General features: G+C 40.5%; 13 protein-coding genes and 1 pseudogene. 1 reads left to right on the top strand and 13 read right to left on the bottom strand.

Translation table 11 applies throughout. From position 1 onward, the window contains the following. Positions 1-152: 152 nt before the first annotated feature. From FTU37_RS14930 to FTU37_RS14910, 5 genes are all read right to left on the bottom strand, one after another. A complete protein-coding gene (locus FTU37_RS14930; protein ID WP_180124591.1) occupies positions 153-1,181 on the bottom strand; it encodes a DUF1311 domain-containing protein in 1,029 nt (342 codons plus the stop codon). A 121-nt stretch (positions 1,182-1,302) separates the two neighbouring features. Next, positions 1,303-2,778 carry an OmpA family protein gene (locus FTU37_RS14925; protein WP_180124590.1) on the bottom strand — a complete coding sequence of 492 codons (1,476 nt, stop codon included), beginning with the start codon at positions 2,776-2,778 and terminating at the stop codon, positions 1,303-1,305. A gap of 224 nt (positions 2,779-3,002) precedes the next feature. Further along, positions 3,003-4,238, bottom strand: coding sequence for a dihydroorotase (locus FTU37_RS14920; protein ID WP_180124589.1), 1,236 nt, complete (start codon positions 4,236-4,238; stop codon positions 3,003-3,005). Between the two features lie 9 nt (positions 4,239-4,247). Continuing rightward, a complete protein-coding gene (locus FTU37_RS14915; protein ID WP_078188620.1) occupies positions 4,248-5,264 on the bottom strand; it encodes an aspartate carbamoyltransferase catalytic subunit in 1,017 nt (338 codons plus the stop codon). Between the two features lie 370 nt (positions 5,265-5,634). Further along, on the bottom strand, positions 5,635-5,991 hold the full coding sequence (locus FTU37_RS14910; RefSeq protein WP_180026441.1) for a hypothetical protein: 357 nt from the start codon (positions 5,989-5,991) through the stop codon (positions 5,635-5,637). Between the two features lie 221 nt (positions 5,992-6,212). Here FTU37_RS14910 and rlmKL point away from each other — a divergent pair, with 221 nt between their 5' ends. Continuing rightward, positions 6,213-8,417 carry a bifunctional 23S rRNA (guanine(2069)-N(7))-methyltransferase RlmK/23S rRNA (guanine(2445)-N(2))-methyltransferase RlmL gene (rlmKL, locus tag FTU37_RS14905; protein ID WP_180124588.1) on the top strand — a complete coding sequence of 735 codons (2,205 nt, stop codon included), beginning with the start codon at positions 6,213-6,215 and terminating at the stop codon, positions 8,415-8,417. Between the two features lie 41 nt (positions 8,418-8,458). On the opposite strand, the gene FTU37_RS14900 is transcribed toward rlmKL, so the two are convergent. The 8 genes and pseudogenes from FTU37_RS14900 to FTU37_RS14865 form a co-directional block, all read right to left on the bottom strand. Further along, positions 8,459-8,605, bottom strand: a complete 147-nt coding sequence (locus FTU37_RS14900; protein WP_180124587.1) for a hypothetical protein — start codon at positions 8,603-8,605, stop codon at positions 8,459-8,461. A 509-nt stretch (positions 8,606-9,114) separates the two neighbouring features. Continuing rightward, a complete protein-coding gene (locus FTU37_RS14895; RefSeq protein WP_180124586.1) occupies positions 9,115-10,416 on the bottom strand; it encodes a DUF945 family protein in 1,302 nt (433 codons plus the stop codon). Positions 10,417-10,544: 128 nt separating this feature from the next. Further along, positions 10,545-11,711, bottom strand: a complete 1,167-nt coding sequence (locus FTU37_RS14890; RefSeq protein ID WP_180124585.1) for a GNAT family N-acetyltransferase — start codon at positions 11,709-11,711, stop codon at positions 10,545-10,547. Between the two features lies 1 nt (position 11,712). After that, the gene (locus FTU37_RS14885; protein ID WP_180124584.1) at positions 11,713-13,263 is read right to left on the bottom strand and encodes a GH3 auxin-responsive promoter family protein; all 1,551 of its coding nucleotides are present in this window, start codon (positions 13,261-13,263) and stop codon (positions 11,713-11,715) included. Continuing rightward, complete coding sequence (locus FTU37_RS14880; protein WP_306669886.1) at positions 13,263-14,099, bottom strand: hypothetical protein; 837 nt, start codon at positions 14,097-14,099, stop codon at positions 13,263-13,265. The genes FTU37_RS14885 and FTU37_RS14880 overlap by 1 nt, the downstream gene beginning before the upstream one ends. Positions 14,100-14,325: 226 nt before the next feature. Further along, positions 14,326-16,905, bottom strand: a complete 2,580-nt coding sequence (clpB, locus tag FTU37_RS14875) for an ATP-dependent chaperone ClpB (RefSeq protein ID WP_168377776.1) — start codon at positions 16,903-16,905, stop codon at positions 14,326-14,328. Positions 16,906-17,252: 347 nt separating this feature from the next. Beyond that, the gene (locus FTU37_RS14870; RefSeq protein ID WP_180115110.1) at positions 17,253-18,302 is read right to left on the bottom strand and encodes an NADP(H)-dependent aldo-keto reductase; all 1,050 of its coding nucleotides are present in this window, start codon (positions 18,300-18,302) and stop codon (positions 17,253-17,255) included. 169 nt (positions 18,303-18,471) lie between these two features. Then, a pseudogene (locus tag FTU37_RS14865) lies at positions 18,472-18,563 on the bottom strand (IS5/IS1182 family transposase); the annotation flags it as partial.

Genomic DNA, 18,563 nt, shown 5'->3' with positions numbered 1-18,563 from the left:
TGATGGGAGAGAATGTTCAAGAGTGGATTCTAAATGTTCAGATAAAGACATAAAAAAATGAGCGTATTTACATACACTCATTTTTACTACATTTTACTAAAATTTGCTTAACTGACTGGCATTACTCAATTAAGGGCTTTTCTTCTTTTAGATCAATTAAACACGTTATTTAAATATACAATTCGTTCTGTAGTTTTCTGATTAAAGCATTTGGTATATTGCAACTCTTGATTTTGCGTATTCATTGCATCATCCCAGTATTGCGAATGCTTTTGATAAGTCTCTTTTTCACTTTCATTTAATGAATAAACACTTTTTTGTGCAAGCACTTTACAGTCGATATCACGCTTTTCAAACCAATCCGCTTGATCTTGCTGTAACTGCGCCTTTTGTTCATCACTAAAACGATCCCAAGTCTGATTGAGACGATCCACCACTTTGGCATTATCCCGATCTAGCTCTTTTTTTCGAATATCCATTGCCTTTTGTGCAAGGCTCATTTGTTGAGATTGACTCTCCATCCCTTGCTGATAGGATTCTTCGTCTCGCTTATTTTGAGCACTATATGCCGCATATAGCACCGCATGACGTGTCACTGTGACAACGCTATCAATTACGTCATTTTGACTCGGTACACTTAGGCTCAAACCATCTTTGTCCGTTTTAGTGATGCTATAGCTAAAGTTCCCTTTAAGCTGATCATTGTCCATGCTTAAGCCTGACTCACCATCTTCGAGTGAATCATTCAAAGTATAATTACCACGTTCTTCACAGCCTTCGTCACATGGTCGTTCAGCAAAGGCGTTTTCAGCACGCTTTTGTAATCCTTTCGGGAAAACCACCAACAGTTGACTGCTACATTCCAATGTTTTGGCTTTATTAGGATCTTCAGTTAAAGTCGTGACATTTTGAATTTTAAATTTTAGATTTTTTACAATCAGATCCATGAGTTGCTGATCGGCTTCATAATCGGACTGACGTATTTCTTTGTTTAATTCTTTGAGATATTCGTTTTTTAAGTGATCTTGCAATTGGTCGATATTGGCTTGTGCAGTACAACTCCAATCTTCCAAAGCAGGCGCTTCCGTTTTGGCTTCAGCATCTTTTTTATTTTTAAAATTATCACAGCCGGATATCAATGCCGCAGACAACATGAGGCTCGTGATGACTATTTTTTTCATTGTATAAGTACCATTATGATTTTATTCTTCGCGCGTATTTTACTCAAAATTACAGCGCTTTGACGAGAAAAATCCCCGCATGTGCAGGGATTTTTTACATCTCATTTAATTTAGTATGGTTTTAATTGGTCTTTTCAGTCACACCTTCACTGGTGACATCTCGTACTTTGCCATTCTCCGTATTTAAAACTTCAAACTCAATACGACGGTTTTTGAATTGACCTTCTTTGGTGCTGTTATCCGCTACGGGTTTTTCTTGACCATAGCCCACCGCTTGAAGCTGTGCAGGATCAACGCCTTTCGACACCAAATAATCCACCACAGATTGCGCACGCTCTTGCGATAAAGTTTTATTCGCTTCTGCATTACCCACAGCATCGGTATGACCTTGTACAGTCAGATGTACCTGTGTTGCACGCTGCATTAACGCTGCCGCCTGATCTAAAATCGATTTATTCACATCAGGAATATCAGATGAACCTGTCGCAAAATTAATAATTTGTAAATTCAGCGCAGTCGCAACATCTAGGGCACGAACTTGTTCAGGGTTAATGCTCGCTAGTGCTTTTTGTGCATCGGTAATACTGTTATCTACAGCAGTTTGTTCACTCACACCTTCTTGAACCAATACCGTCATATTTTTTGCTAAAGGCTTAATTTGATTGGCAAGGTTTTGAGCATCCGCAGGATTTTGCGACAAAATTGATAACTGATTTTCTGTCCAGGTTAAAGTGGTATTTGGCACACCTTTAAGTTTTTGCAGAACCGTTGGAATGGTATCTTGATCAATAAATTGCGTATGGTAACTGGCATCAGATGAAGCACCACAGCCCGTATTAAAGTTAAAGATCTGTTTGACTTGTTGCTGCAAAATTTCAAGATAATTTGAATCACCTGTTTGAATTTGACAGTTGGTTAACTGCCCATCCGCACCGGTACTAAATTGCAAATGTGCTGGCTGAGATGCCGCAGGCTGTGCAACCGTTGTTGCAGAGGTGGTTGGTTCTTCTTTATTGGTACAAGACTTAAACCAAAATGCGATCAGACCTAATAATATAAGCACCGCAATAATCGGCAATAACCAATTCGAACGCTTTTCTTCAACGATAACAGGTGTTGGTTCAACGGCAGGCGCTTGGTGTAATGTACGGCCGGCTGCTGTATTTATCCCTAAACCTGCGAGTAAAGGTACTGCCCATTGTGGCAGTGCAGCCAAAATGCTATCTGCATGATTATCGAGTAAATGCGTGATTGCGACGGGATCAGATGAACCCGCTTCATTTTCAAGCACCCCTAAGGTTGGGGCAATCGTGTGGTTCAAGGTCTGCTCTATTTCTGACGCTGGTGCTGCACCGCCACCCAGATGTTGCAGAAATTGATCTTTTAATGTGGGATTCGCTGAGAAAATATCACCAATGCGGGGATTTAACTGTTTTTGGAACGCATCAATAAATTCAGGTTTGGATCGAAAAATATTCAACAGGACTGGAACAAACTGGCTAATGGCTGAATTTTTTTCAGTTAAGTGTTGTGTATCACCGTCCAGCACAATCGAGGAGACGTGCTGCTTAATAAGCGCTAATAAATCTATACTCATATTTGTACTCCATGCAGTTGTCATTATTTTCATGTGTACTTCAGTTTATATGCTTATTTTTTTGATCAAATGTAATAATTTGTTCGGACTTGTCAACGCTTTAATTTCTTCTTTTATTTTCAATCTTTTAATTTCAATCTTCACTAAAAAAGCCAGCCGAAGCTGACTTTTTAATGTCTAATCAAAATTCTGAGAATCAACAAATTTCCATGTTGAGCGTGCGCTTAAACGGCATAAAAAGCGTGAACTACTTTACCTTTTACCGTTTGCTGAATTAATGGTGTGTTCTTACCATTTGATACAATCGTGTCTTTATTAATAGTCCACTCAAGCTCTGGATCGACCAGTACCCAACCCGCTTCATCTGCCCAACGCTGTTGCATATTGGCCACTTTTGCCGGTGCGAGTGTAACTTTCTCAACCCATTCCAGTGGGCTTAATAGGCCTTCTTGAATCAGTTGAATACCAAAAGGTACATAGGTATCAAATGCGGTAAAACCAGGTTGTGTTTCAGCAAAAGGCGCCATTTTCGCAGAGCTGCTCAGCGGCTCATGATGCGTACAGATCGCATCAATCACACCGTCTTTCACTGCTTGGCGGAGCAAGTCTTTATCTTGCTCAGAACGCAGCGGCGGACGAACATGCGCAAGTGAATTAAAGCCGTCAATCAACTGATCCGTTAAATGCAATTGGTGCATGGCTACATCGCAAGTGACCGGCAAACCTTTCGCTTTGCCCTGTTTAATCAATTCAACGGATGCGCCTGATGACAACAGACCAAAGTGCGCACGCACTTTAGTAGCTTCAATCATCAATAAGTATTTTGCAATGGCTACGGTTTCCGCCAATGCAGGAATCATCGGCAAACCTTGACGAGATGCGACAAAACCTTCATGCACACAGCCATCTTTGGCAATCTGCGGCTCTTCGGCATAGAACACAACGGTCATGTTCAGACCCGCAGCATATTCCAAGGTGCGAATCACTACATCATCGTCCATAAATGGCGCATTGGCATTCGATACCGCAGTACAGCCACCTTTTTTCAAACCTGCCATATTCGCCGGCTGCTTGCCTAACAAACCTTGAGTTTGCGCGCCAATCACCTGCAGATAAATGCCGCCGTCCAGCATGGCTTTTTCCACCAGGCCATGAATCAATGCGCCATTGTCCTGCACAATCGGTTTAGAGTCTGGCGGGGTAAACACATGCAAAATACCATTCGCACGCGCAGCCTTACCTTCTGACTTTAAAGTGCCATGCTGCTGCTGACCCGGCTCACGCAAACGCGCACAGAGATCAACCATACTTGGCATCAGCCATTTGCCTTGACCATCAATGGTTTCAGCGGCATTGCTATCGGCAACCAATCGGCCATTTTCAATATAAACCGTCTGTACGCTGTCAGTTTGATTAATTGGATCTAAGACACGTACATTTTCAACTTTAACAATACTCATGACTATCCCTTAAACCGCAATCGCTTCAATTAAACCTTTTTCTTGCAACTGACCTTGCATTGCCAAAGCCAGTACCGCCATACGCACCGCAATACCGTTGGTCACCTGATGTAAAATCACCGACTGAGCACCATCGGCAATACTCGAGTCAATTTCAACACCACGGTTCATTGGTCCCGGATGCATCACGATGCAGTCAGGTTTTGCCAAAGCCAAACGCTCTTTATTCAAACCGTACATTTTGTAGAATTCGGCTTGAGATGACAGCGCAGGAGAATCAATACGTTCATTTTGAATACGTAAAGTAATAATCACGTCGCAGTCTTGAATGCCGGCTTCCATATTGTTGAACAGACGAATGCCTTCGCCATAATCATCAAAACCGTAAGGCAGCAAAGTATTTGGCGCAATGACACGAATGTCTTTACAGCCCAACGTTTGCAATGCAGCGACATCTGAGCGGGCAACACGTGAATGCTTAATATCGCCAATAATGGCAATGGAAATATCTTCAAAATTCTTTTTGGTTTCACGGCGAATCGTCAACATATCCAGCATGGCTTGCGTAGGATGCGCATGACGGCCATCGCCTGCATTAATGATTGCCACATGCGGACAAACATCTTTGGCAATAAAGTGCGGCGCGCCTGACGATGAATGACGAACCACAAAAATGTCGGTCGCCATCGCTTCTAAATTCCACAAGGTATCACGCAGTGTCTCGCCTTTTGATGTACTTGAACGTGCAATATCAATGTTCAATACGTTTGCAGACAGACGTTTTGCTGCCGCTTCAAAAGTGGTTCGGGTACGTGTTGAATTTTCAAAAAACAGGTTCATCACCGTACGACCTTCTAAAAGGTTATTGGTAATCAGCTGATTTTGGTCATTAAAAAAGGACTGTGCAGTGTCCAATATTTTTGTGAGAGTTTCTTTAGAAAGGCCTTCGATGGTGAGGAAATGTTTTAAGTTACCATCTTGGTTGAGTTGAATCTGGCTCGGTGTATGCAATGCCGCCAAGTGCATGAGAGATTCCTTATCGTTAAGTTAACGCATTATACAGAGAATCTTGGCAAATGGCAGTTGAAGTTTTCAACGTTCAATGCAAACTCATGATGTTATTCAAAATGAATTTTCAAATTCCTATCTATCATTTCAATTAGATAAATTAAACGTTTTAATTTAAACTTCACCTTTCCCCCTTTCAAAAAGCCTTCAAACAGGACTTCTATCTGTCCTTATTTTTGATTGAATTGAATACTTTCAAACAGATAAAGTTCAGCTATGAACAACCGCCTTCTGCACAGTTCAACAGCTCTTGAAACATGGAAAGATGGTTGATACTTCAGGCGGTGTGCAGCAGGAAATTTATGCTGCTGCTCACAGCGGGATTGAATTAACGCAATGCGCCAATATAACGATGTGCAACCTGTGCTTTACAGATGTCTTCCGCAGTCGGTTCGCTCATTAATATTTCTGCCGTTTCAGGCTGTACTGAACTGTCCGTCAGTTCCTCTGCTTCAGAAACGGCAGCTTCATGCAAATTCAACTCGCTGTAAAGCCGCGCAACCAAACGAGATAATTCAGGATCGGCCGTTTCCAAAGCCAAGTTAGAAACAAAGCGTGCGTATTCGACATTCTCAACCACATATAATGCGTCAATAACCCGACCTGACACACGACGTAAGCGCGCATAGATTAAAGTTGCAATTGAAAATGCGTTTGATTGACTATTGATTGCCAGCCCTGTCATAAATACCCCTAATGATATCAATATTATAAAGATCGAATTTTGATCAGGGTTATAGCAATTTTTGTACCATTAAGTGATATTTCTCACAATGTACACAGAATAAATTTGATAAAGTCATTCAAATCTACCGATATTTCTCCCGTTTCAGCGCAATATCGTCCGCCCAAATCCACGAAAATACGTTAAAATATGCGATTGCTTTTTTGCCTTTGGAAATTTACATGAATTCGAAACCGCGTCTTTCTACATATTGGGTTACCTGTGCAGATGGACTGGAAACCTTACTCCGCGAGGAAATTGAAGGTTTAGGTGTTCAAAATATTGAACAGTTCCCGGGTCGTCTTGTATTCAAAGGCACACTTGAAGATGCATATCGTATTTGCATGTGGTCACGTTTGGCTTCTCGTGTACTCACCCCGATTCATACACATGAATTAGAGTTCACGCATGATGCACGTGATGTAGCGGAAGAGCTCTATGAAGGTGCAATAAACTTTGACTGGTCACTTATTTTTGCACCACAAAGTACATTTGCTGTTCGTTTACACATCGAACGTGACATTAAAGTCAATTCTCAGTTCGCAACTTTACGTGTCAAAGATGGTGTGGTCGATTCCTTTATGGAAGCTGTGGGCAAACGTCCAAGCATTGACATTAAGCAACCTGAAATTACGTTGTATGTATTAGCTGGCAAAACTGAACATACTTATTGCTTAGATTTATCAGGTGATTCTCTACATAAACGCGGCTACCGTCGCTATATGACAGATGCACCGATTAAAGAAAACCTAGCGGCTGCCATCTTACAGAAAGCAAAACTTAAACAGCATCAACCCGATATTATCTTGGACCCAATGTGTGGTTCAGGGACCTTTATCATTGAATCTTTAATGATTTTGACAGACCGCGCGCCGGGTCTTGTTCGTCGTTTTGGTTTTAATGGTTGGAATGGTCATGACCATGAACTTTGGATGTCGATCAAAGGCGAAGCTGCTGAACGTCATAAAGCCGCACTTGAAAACCCTCTCCCACAATTCTATGCATTTGATGCAGACTGGGAAGCAGTAAAAGCAACCAAACAAAATATTATCGCTGCAGGTTTCGAATCTGTACTTGATCAAATTAAAATTGAAGAACGTACACTTGCGGACTGGCCAGATTTCCAAGCGACGGGTAAGAAAAGCTTTGTTGTCACCAACCCTCCATACGGCGAGCGTTTAGGTGATAAAGCCTCTAACCGCGCACTGTATTTAGGTCTATCAGCATTATTACAAAAAAACTTTCCGAATCAGTCTGCTGCGATCATTGCAGCACAAGTTGAACAGGCCGATGTCCTTGCCTTTAATGATCCACAAATTTTACGTTTGATGAATGGTAAGCTGCCAATTTACGTCCGTTTTGGTACAGTCAAACCTGCGGCAGTTCAAAAGCCTTTCCTCGAGCATTGGGAACCTCAACAATTTGAAAGAATTGAAGGTGCAGAAGACTTTACTAACCGTCTGCAAAAAAACATGCAGAATCTTAAAAAATGGGCAGTTAAAGAAAATATTTTCTGTCTACGTTTATATGATGCCGATTTGCCAGACTTTAATGTCGCGGTAGATTTGTATGGTGATCGTTTACACGTACAAGAATACGCACCACCGAAAAAAATTGACCCGGAAAAAGCCAAAAAACGCTTTAACTTAGCACTTCAAGCGATTCGTGCAGTGACAGGCTTAGGTCGTGATGCGATTTTCATTAAAACACGTGCCCGCCAAGAAGGTAAAAATCAGTACACCAAACAAAGTACCGCGTCTAAACGTTTTATCGTTCAAGAAGGCAAAGCAAAGATTTTGGTGAACCTAACAGACTACCTCGATACAGGTTTGTTCCTTGACCATCGTCAAATGCGTCTACGTATTGCCAAAGAAGCCAAAGGTAAACACTTCCTGAACTTATATAGCTATACCTCTACAGCGAGCTTACATGCAGCGCTTGGCGGTGCAGCAAGTACGACCAGTGTCGATTTGTCAAATACCTACCTAAACTGGTCTAAAGAGAACTTTGTACTGAATGGTTTGACAGTAGATCATGCAGATGAACAACATCAGTTCTTCTCTAGCGACTGTTTTGAATGGTTGAAAGAAGGTCACGAGCAATATGACCTGATCTTTATTGACCCACCAACATTCTCTAACTCTAAAAAGTTCTATGGTACGTTTGATGTCCAACGCGACCATATGTCTTTGCTTAAACGTGCCATGAACCGTTTAACCACTGACGGAACGCTTTACTTCTCAAACAACTACCGTGGTTTTGAGATGGACGATGTGATCATGGCAATGTTTGACGTTGAAGAAATCAGCAATGAAACCATTGGCCTAGACTTTAAACGTAATACCAAAATTCACCGTGCATGGAAAATCACTCATCCACAAATCTAAGGTTTGACTTTAGAAATTCCTGATCTATGAAATGAAGCACGTCAGTGCTTCATTTCAACCACGACTCCATCTGGATACGTTACTCGAATATTTTCATGTCGCTCTTGCAGCACAATACGGTTAATCGGTGCGACTTCTGGAGATTGTATTAACCCGACCTGATCCGCTGCCCTTTTCTTTTGAAGCAAATAATCACTGATGGTTGAGCCTTCAAGCTGCGTCTCTTGAATGATCTTATTATTACGATTAGATTTATGATTTGAATTTTTCTGCTGCTCTTCTTTGGGTTTAGCTGCTTCACTCTCAATAATATCTAAGGTTTCTTCACTAAACTTTTTTTCCCTTGCGTTTCATTCGACAAGCGTTGATCTGAAATTGAAGTACCCGCAAAAGCTGTAGACTGAACAGCGATTAAAAAAATGCTACTAACAAGACTGTGTTTTACCCAAGAACATTTAGGCATGGATGAATGAACAAGTTTCCGTCTAAAAAAATAATCGTGTGACATGGTGTCTTTCCTATTGTTGTTTTCATTGGCTAGTTGCCCATTGACGCTAGCAACTTTTCAACTGTTCAACAATGGCTAGGCCGCTGTGTTCCGATAAACTGAAAATCATAATTCTGTAGCCAAAAATACAAAACCGCCAATCTATGACGGTTTTATATTTTTTAAACTTAACTACTCACTACTGGTTGCTTATTTCTTTTGTATGGCTTGACCAAAAAGCTTTTGACCGAACTTATATTGCATACTCATGACCATGTTATCGCCATCGCGCTTGCCTTGCCCTGATGTTTCAAAACCAGCAAACATGGCTTCAGCTTCCTGTCCTGACAAACTTTTGCCCTGTAATTGCAAAAAGTTATTCATGATTGCAGTCATCATATTTTTATCAAAACTTAAGTCTGCTTGAAAATCCAGTAAGCTCGGCACCATTTTAATAAAAGACTCCATTGAGGCATGGTGACCCGGCATGACTTTCCCCACGACATTTGCAGAGGCTTTACCTCCACCAATACTGATCGAGTTATCTTTAGACTCAAAATCAAAACCTTGGCTTGCGATAGCTAAGAAAGCTTGAGTCATTTCTTCACTTGATTCACTCACTGCATCGCATGAATTTTCCACCTGATGCAAAAGTTCACTAAATGCACGAACTTTATCTAGATTGACTTTATGTAATGCCAAATTTAGTGCGAAATCTTTGGTGACTGGTGAACCTGGGAAATCCATCTCATCAGCTTTTAAGTAGCCTTCAAAGTCCACATCATGTTTATTTAGTTCGGTCTCCCAACGCAGTTGCATACCACGCATGCCGCCTGAGAACTTTTGATCTAAACGTTTGATAGAACCCGCTTGGATTTCAACAAAGCCATTTTCAAGATTTTTCTGATTTAGACCTTGATTGGTCTTCATCGAAAAATTTTGCACCATGGTTTGCATTGGACCTTCACTCAACCGAACCACAGGTAAATGGATTGAAAGCTCAGATATCTTAGTGACTTGCCCCGGTAAACTACTGATCCGAATTTGCAATTGGCTTGCATCAGCTTGTACTGTTGCACCTTGTGCAGTCGTTTTAAATGCAGGAATCTTTAGATCTGTTTTACTTTGACCAATCCAATTGACCAAAGTTTTTGCCGTTAAGTCCGTACCAAAAAGCTTGGCATATTCAGACGTACTTTGTTGTTGAACAATCTTAAAATTCGAGTTGATGTTATAGCCTTTCAACCCACGTTGAATCTGATCGGTACCTTTCAAGACAATCACTTCTTTGGGTTTACACGGGTCTGTTTTCAGGGTTAATACCCAATCGACCGTTCCACCCATCAAGCCCATTTGATAATTGCTGTACTTCACATCAACATCTTGTACGGCTGCGGACCAATTATTCTGTGTATAAAATTGGGCAAGAGATTTATCTGCATATAAATTCCCTCCCACCACAGCTGCTGAAAGCACCGCTAAACTGCCAATTCCCCACATCAATTTTGACATGTCTTTCTCATTCTGATTATTCTTTGCGCAGTATACTGAAGAACTCAGTTACATAAGTACACAATTAGAATGATTTTAAATGATTGATTTGGCAGTTTTAATTGATTTTTTGATCATTATCACTTCATCTATATACGCCCAACTTCAAAATAACTGATACGTTTACGATCAAAAGCAGCGTATGGATTGCCTTTAAAACTATGAAAATAGTGCTTGGCTTTTAACACATGTGAGGTCGTATTTTTCATCCACTCAATACGCGGGTCCTTCTCTGCCAAAGTAATACAATAGGTTTCTTTACCACGTTGCTTTGTCTGCTGTTTTGCATGAAAAATCAAACTTGCAAATACGTCCAGATGTTCAGGATGACATAGCGGACTATGCAACATTAAATAATCAAAGGTTCCATGAATTTTTGGCAGTGATAAAACACCACGCACACTGGCATAGGCATTATAAAAAGGTTTCATCAACTTTAATGACCTTGAATAATCGATCACTCGAGTTTGTTTAAAACTTTTTTGATTCCATAAGCCATAAAGTCCAACCAACTGATTGTGCTGATCGTAAATCAAATAGAAGTCATCTAGATTTAAGCCTGCCCAAAATGGATTTTGACCATCTACCAAAGCATTAAAATCATAGCTAGGTAAAAAATTATAATGGTCTTTCATTTTTAAAATGAAATCATTCGCTTCATCTACACGTTCAGCAGTCAGGGTTTTAAATTGATATTGATTGAAAGTTTTTGGTTTCACTGCCTGTGAAACGGTAAAGGTTCGAATTTCATCATAAAAATATGGCAGCGGAAATCCAGATCTTTCATGATGTAAAATACTGGCAGCGACAATATTGTCGTTTAAAACCACACTTTCAAAAATCGTGTCTTGTGGTATTTCATCATGGAGATAGTCCATCAATAAGCGCATGACTTTAGCACCACGATACGCTGGATTCATTCTTAAATCGGCGACATAACGCATCAGGTCAGGCTGACCATTGATATAACAATAACGCCATCCCAAATTCATCATCGCAATCACGATAGATGGATCTTCCACAGGGACAACCACTTTTAAATCTGGACGATTATACTGTGCGTGGCTGGCATCAAAATAACTGGGGTGACGCGCATAAGATAATGTGATGCCATTGCTTGGCATAGTCTCTGCACTAATTTTCATTAGTTGCTCATCATCTTCGACAGTCGCATTTCGAACCGCAAACTTAGTCTCATTCTTTGAATGATATAACGCCGTTTCGTCGAACGGTGCATCTAACACATCGATATCCATCTCAATACTCAATTATTTTTGTTTTCATTTTCTTAAGCGGCTCAGGCTTAATATTCCCTTCAATCATGCCATTGTTCATGGCTAGTGTTTTGTAGTAGTCCCAAGCATCTTGTACATGTACCACTTCAGGTTCATCCAACTGCCCTAGATCGCGTGCCAATTCATAATGAAAATTATGTTTAAGCAAACGGTCTAGTGCTTGAGCGGATGGTTGTTTATCTACATTGCCTTCACTGAGTAAAATATAGTGTGGTTTTTTAACCGAACATTGTTCAATACCCAAGATACTAATCGGCAAATAATCCGCTTGTTTAAACTCTGCAAGGACTTTAACTGCTGCATTGTGGTCGAGCTTTTCTCCGACCAAATCAACCGTCATTTTTCGACCTAAAAATTTAAAACATGGCACTTGCTGATAAAAGTCGGTGACTTCTAATTCATCATCAATCACATAACGAATTAATCCTGAACCTGTCGTGATCACAGGACTAGCGATATCGCCTATTTTCAGTTGCCAAGATGGCACCACTATTTGGCTGTCCTGCAAAATAAATTCATAAAAATGTGACTGATAACTTAAGGTAAAACGCTCTGCAAATGGAATCGTCACTACGCCTTCAGTTGCCCATAAACCTTTACCTTCAAATGCCACACCTGCAATTCGTTGCTGGAGTTGTACTGCCCACTGCTCTGCGCTCGCTGTATCCCAACTCGAAACCAGACTGAGTTTAGGCCACAGTTTTTTCCACGCCGATGCTTGGGTCAAATCCAAGTCTTGTAAGCGATAGCATTGTTGACAAGATTTAGGAACTTGCAGAAAACTCAATCCCTCACGTTGCCATTGTCCAGTTTTCAAGACCTGCACAATTTCAGCTTGATGTTCTTGAATGATATCCAACAATTGCAAAGCAAATGTAGGACTCCATACCGAAATCATGCCTAAATGCTTATCTGCAACGAGATACACCGCAGTTGCAAACATGGCATCTTCGGCTGAACTTGCCATCGCAATTTCAGTCGGTACCGACTGGGTAATTTTACTCAGCACTCGCTTCGACAGATTAAGGAGCGCACTATCATCATTCAAATTACTATTTTCTAAAAGCTTTCGCTGGCTTTCAGGCAACCATGAAACCGACCAATAATGCGTTGAATTCTTCAGTTGTGGATGAGTTCGGTATAAATTGGTGAGCCATAACCCAATAGCTTCATCCAATTCATCTAAAAAAGCCTGAGTATAGGGAATGAATTTAATTGCTTCACTCGACCCACTGGTGGGTTGAAAACGGACAATTTTTTCAGGCCCCAAACAATTTTTGCCACTTTGTCTGGATTGTTCAATTTGGCTTTTCCAATTGCTATAACGCGAAAGCGGATATTTTTTGGCAAATTGCTCATAACTTAAATTTTGCGAAATGTGCTGCTTTAAAAAATGACTTAATTTTTTACGTTGCACATTTTCCAACTGATGTGCCTGCTGTGTATAGCGTTGAAATGCTTTACGGCAGGCAATATTCAAGACTTGATGTGCTGTGGTGAGAAGCAATCCCATTAGGCCACCTTCGAGTCTGAACCTGTCGCAATATGCAATGTACGTGACTTATAACGTAACTTGCTGTCATGTTTACTCACACTGGTGGTCTTGGTTAAGAATCGATTTACATAACGGTATAAATCGCTCCAACGTAATTCACCAATGCATGGAAGTTCAGTTCCATCGACCCACGTTGGGTTCTTATCTTCAAAAAAAGCAATCTTGGTATTGTTTTCGCGCATCTCATGGGTGATAGGCGCAACATCTGCTTTGAGTGGCTGGTAGTCTTCGCCAAAATTTAGCAAACCTGTTTCATGGTTATAGTATTCTGAGAAATATTCTTTACAGTACGATTCGACAAAGTCTTTGAGATGAGCATTTTTCTCACCATAGTGTGGATAGTAGCTGTAGTAGTTATTGGCTAAAAGCAGATAAGTTTTAAAGCCTTTAGAGATTAGAATCCAATATACAGGTGTTCTTGGATGACGGAATTTAAAACTAATAATATAACGGAACATTGCTCGGGTTAATGCACGATTCCCCCAGTACTCTTTCTCAATAATCGTATCACCACTGAAAAAAGCATGTCGGGCTTTACCATCAACAACAAAGTCACGCTCCATAACCGTCGAGAATCCGACAATTTGATTATTTTTCGGTTCAATAATAAAAAAAACACCGGTTTTTTCTAAGAAGTCGCGTTCAAAAATTTCATAACGGGTATTGGCATAATACTTTTGGTAAATACCATACATTCGTTTGAGTTCTTGAACAGTGATGTCACCAGTACGTTTATATAAACTATAAGGTTCTTTTTTGATCTGCCTAAGCAGTTTAAATTCCATCATAATCATAATTCCCTGTTGCCATTCATTCATGATGAACGAGCGATATTGTTTTTGTTTTACAGAACACAGTCATCTCGTTGGATGTGTGCGGACGTCATATTAGTGGGTGAAAATGATGAAATACAATCAACTTTACGTATTTAAACGAAAATTACGACAAGCGTAAAATAAAAAAAACCCGGCCTAAACCGGGTTTCTGTTTTTACAACTGGATGTAGCAGATTTGTGCTTTTTAGTTAAGTTTCATCTTGTCAAAACTTAGGTGATCTCCTTCCGCTTGAACGACAATCGTATCGCCCGGTTGGAATGCACCTGACAAGATTTTCTGTGCTAGTGTATTTTCAACTTGTTGTTGGATAGCACGTTTCAGAGGACGTGCACCATACACAGGGTCAAAACCAGCATCAATAAGCAATTCAAAGGCACTATCTTCAACTGCCAAGCTCATGTCTTTGTCTGCCAAACGTGAACGTAAGCGATCCAACTGAATATCTGCAATGCCGCGAATTTGCGCTTTTTGTAAAGAGTGGAAAACCACCAACTCATCAATTCGGTTCACAAATTCTGGACGGAAATGTTCCGAGACAGCAGCCATCACCACAGCACGAACTTCGTCTTTCGACGGGTTTTCACCTAATTCACGAACATCGGTTGAACCTAAGTTCGAGGTCATCACAATCACGGTGTTTTTGAAATCAATCACACGACCTTGTGAGTCTGTTAGTCGACCATCATCCAACACTTGAAGCAAGATGTTAAAGACGTCTGGATGTGCTTTTTCAACCTCATCAAACAACACCACACTATAAGGTTTACGACGTACAGCCTCGGTTAATACACCGCCTTCTTCATAACCCACATAGCCCGGAGGCGCACCTACCAAACGGCTCACCGAATGCTTTTCCATAAACTCTGACATGTCGATACGAATAATCGCATCATCACTGTCAAATAAGAAGTTACCTAGAGCTTTGGTTAACTCAGTTTTACCTACACCTGTTGGCCCAAGGAATAAGAATGAACCACTTGGGCGGTTTGGATCGGATAATCCTGCACGAGAACGACGCACCGCATTTGATACTGCTACGACCGCTTCATCTTGACCGACTACACGGTTATGTAAGAACTCTTCCATGTGTAAGAGTTTTTCACGTTCACCTTGTAGCATTTTTGCAACAGGAATACCTGTAGCTGCACTTACCACTTCAGCGATTTCATTTTCAGTGACTTTGGTACGAATCAGTTTCGGCTCTTCATTCACCTCCGCAATTTCTTCTTCATTCAAGCGTTTTTGCAACTCAGGAATGACTCCATATTGCAAACGGCTCGCTTCTGCTAAATCACCTTCACGTTGTGCTTTTTCAAAGGCAGTACGTGCTTTATCTAACTCAATTTGAGCTTGATTCGTTCCGTCAACCAGACGTTTTTCCGCAATCCACACTTCTTCCAAATCGCTATATTCTTTTTGAACTTCAGCAATTTGTTTCTCCAAATGCTCAACTTCAGCCTTCGACACCGAATCCGCATCTTTTTTTACGGCTTCAAGTTGCATTTTTAACTGAATTAAACGGCGGTCTAAACGATCAAGTGGCTCTGGTTTAGAGTCAATTTCCATTTTGATTCGTGATGCTGCTTCATCAATCAAATCAATGGCTTTATCTGGCAACTGACGGTCTGTGATGTAACGGTGCGACATTTTTGCCGCAGCAATAATTGCAGAGTCTAAAATTTGCACACCATGATGGGTTGCATATTTGTCTTTTAGACCACGTAAAATCGCAATGGTGTCTTCCACGCTCGGTTCATCAACAATCACTTTTTGGAAACGGCGTTCTAATGCCGCATCCTTTTCGATATATTGACGGTACTCATCTAAGGTGGTTGCACCTACACAGCGAAGTTCGCCACGTGCCAACGCAGGTTTAAGCATATTCCCTGCATCCATTGCACCATCACCTTTACCTGCGCCAACAAGCGTATGTAATTCGTCAATGAAGAGAATGATCTCGCCATCATATTTGGCCAAATCTTTTAGAACTGCTTTAAGACGTTCTTCAAATTCACCACGGTATTTTGCACCTGCAAGCAATGAACCAAGGTCGAGTGAAAGTACACGTTTACCTTTCAGACTTTCAGGAACTTCGCCATTGACGATACGCTGTGCTAAGCCCTCAACGATTGCAGTTTTACCCACACCCGGCTCACCAATCAGTACGGGGTTGTTTTTACTACGGCGTGATAAAACCTGAATGGTACGGCGAATCTCTTCGTCACGACCAATGACCGGATCTAGCTTACCTTCTAATGCACGTGCATTGAGGTCTAAGGTATATTTGTTGAGTGAATCACGTTGATCTTCGTGGTTATTACTCATGACTTGTTCACCGCCTCGTATTTGTTCAATTGCACTACGTAATTTATCTGTCGTTACGCCTACACTATTTAATAAGGTTTTGGTTTTACCCGTTTCAGCTAAACCGAGAATCACCCAATCTGTAGAAAGAAACTCATCTCCAGCTTTTTGCGCAAAACTATCGGCTAAATTTAGCGCTTTGACTGCTTCAGGATTTAGGTTGATGTCCCCTGTCGGCGTAGCAATGGTGGCGGTATCCTGTAGGGCTTGCTGAAGTTTGGTTTTTAACTCAGGAAGATTAGCACCTGCCTGTTGTAACAAGCTTTGGTTCGAAGGCTCTTCAAGCAATGTCGAAAGAATATGGATTCCTTCAATGGCTGTATGGTCTTTCCCCATTGCTAAAGATTGGGCATCGGATAATGCTTGCTGCAAACGGTTTGTGAATTTTTCGAATCGCATTCTTGTTATTCCTCACAACAAATTCTGTACTTGAAGCATATATGGGAGTCATATTTAAAATTTCAAATACATTTTTCAAATATTTTTCAATGAGTTAATTTTAAGATAAAGATAAATCTCAATTATAATATTGGTATAAATAGAATACTTTTCAAGTCATTTATTGAAGAATTTAGTACTTTATTATATTGTTTAAATACATATGTATTTTTAGGCAATTTTCTTGTCAACTCAACTGACTTTCTGACAATAAAATTCAATGATTTTCCATTTGCTTAAATAATACAAATGTCAAAAAAGCCCACATTTACATGCAGGCTTTTGCTTAATCCACTAAAAAGTTCAGCTTAAGGTGCAGGATTTGGCTGTTGGCGATGAATAGCTTCAATCCCTTTTAAAATGTCTTCTGATAAATTCACCTCAAAAGCATCAATATTTTCTTTCAACTGATCTAGATTTGTCGCACCAATAATTGTACTGGTGACAAAAAATTGCTGCTTAATAAATGCTAGTGCTAACTGTGTCAACGTTAAACCATGCTGTTCAGCCAATTGTGCATATTGTTCTGTTGCCCATTCACTCTCCGCATTTGAATAGCGGCTGAAGCGTGAAAATAGTGTCACTCGAGCATTGGCAGGACGTGCACCATGACGGAATTTACCTGTTAGATAACCAAATGCTAAAGGTGAATATGCCAATAAGCCCACGCCTTCGTAGTGTGCAATTTCAGATAAACCGATTTCATAAGTACGGTTCAATAAACTATATGGATTTTGCACACTGACAATTTTTTCTAAACCATGCTTTTCTGCAAGTTGTAGGAATTTTAAAGTTCCCCATGGCGTTTCATTAGATAGTCCAATTGAGCGAATTCGACCTTTTTTCACTTCATGACTTAAAGCAACCAATGTTTCTTCTAAATTGGTAATAGTTTGCGTATTGTTCGCTTCGGCATTGCCATAACCCAATTTACCAAAAAAGTTAGTTGGACGTTGCGGCCAATGAAGTTGGTATAAGTCAAGATAATCTGTCTGTAAGCGAAGAAGAGATTGATCTAGAGCAGACTCAATTTCCGAAGCAATAAATTTGGTTTGCCCGTCACGAATATGACTACCGCCTTGTGACGGTCCTGCAATTTTTGAAGCTAAGATTAATTTATCACGTCCACCGCGAGCTGCAATCCAGTTACCTATAATAGTTTCAGTTGAACCTTGGGTTTCAGGTTTCGGTGGGACAGGATACATTTCTGCAGTATCCCAAAAGTTAAGACCACGCTCTAAAGCATAATCCAGTTGCTCGAAAGCTTCTGCTTGGGTGTTTTGTTCACCAAACGTCATAGTGCCTAAACAAATTTCTGGAACTAAAATTCCGCTATGTGCCAATGGTTTAAATTGCATGCCACAAATTCCCTCTTTATTTTAAATATCAATATATAAGTCACGAAGTAGCTTACCTAAGATATCGGCTTTGTTTAAATCATAATTTTCTGTTTATTTGTCAAAAAATGTGAGAAAAGCTTGTTCAGATATAATAGGGTGTGTTGACATTTACAGCCGATAAATTGAGCTAAAGAGGCAACCATATAAATATACAAGCTAAAGCAACAGCGCTTTGATAGTTACGTTTTAGCTTATCGTATCTTGTGGCAATTCCTCTAA

The sequence above is a fragment of the Acinetobacter sp. YH12097 genome (genome assembly GCF_013419225.1).
GTDB lineage: Bacteria > Pseudomonadota > Gammaproteobacteria > Pseudomonadales > Moraxellaceae > Acinetobacter > Acinetobacter amyesii.
Note: the sequence above shows the minus strand (reverse complement) of the source record. Positions and strands in the feature narration are given on the sequence as shown.

Excerpts from the sequence above, each read along its gene's own strand:
- FTU37_RS14930 (WP_180124591.1), bottom strand. The coding sequence starts at position 1,181 with ATGAAAAAAATAGTCATCACGAGCCTCATGTTGTCTGCGGCATTGATA.
- FTU37_RS14925 (WP_180124590.1), bottom strand. The coding sequence starts at position 2,778 with ATGAGTATAGATTTATTAGCGCTTATTAAGCAGCACGTCTCCTCGATT.
- FTU37_RS14920 (WP_180124589.1), bottom strand. The coding sequence starts at position 4,238 with ATGAGTATTGTTAAAGTTGAAAATGTACGTGTCTTAGATCCAATTAAT.
- FTU37_RS14915 (WP_078188620.1), bottom strand. The coding sequence starts at position 5,264 with ATGCACTTGGCGGCATTGCATACACCGAGCCAGATTCAACTCAACCAA.
- FTU37_RS14910 (WP_180026441.1), bottom strand. The coding sequence starts at position 5,991 with ATGACAGGGCTGGCAATCAATAGTCAATCAAACGCATTTTCAATTGCA.
- rlmKL (WP_180124588.1), top strand. The coding sequence starts at position 6,213 with ATGAATTCGAAACCGCGTCTTTCTACATATTGGGTTACCTGTGCAGAT.
- FTU37_RS14895 (WP_180124586.1), bottom strand. The coding sequence starts at position 10,416 with ATGTCAAAATTGATGTGGGGAATTGGCAGTTTAGCGGTGCTTTCAGCA.
- FTU37_RS14890 (WP_180124585.1), bottom strand. The coding sequence starts at position 11,711 with ATGGATATCGATGTGTTAGATGCACCGTTCGACGAAACGGCGTTATAT.
- FTU37_RS14885 (WP_180124584.1), bottom strand. The coding sequence starts at position 13,263 with ATGGGATTGCTTCTCACCACAGCACATCAAGTCTTGAATATTGCCTGC.
- FTU37_RS14880 (WP_306669886.1), bottom strand. The coding sequence starts at position 14,099 with ATGATTATGATGGAATTTAAACTGCTTAGGCAGATCAAAAAAGAACCT.
- clpB (WP_168377776.1), bottom strand. The coding sequence starts at position 16,905 with ATGCGATTCGAAAAATTCACAAACCGTTTGCAGCAAGCATTATCCGAT.
- FTU37_RS14870 (WP_180115110.1), bottom strand. The coding sequence starts at position 18,302 with ATGCAATTTAAACCATTGGCACATAGCGGAATTTTAGTTCCAGAAATT.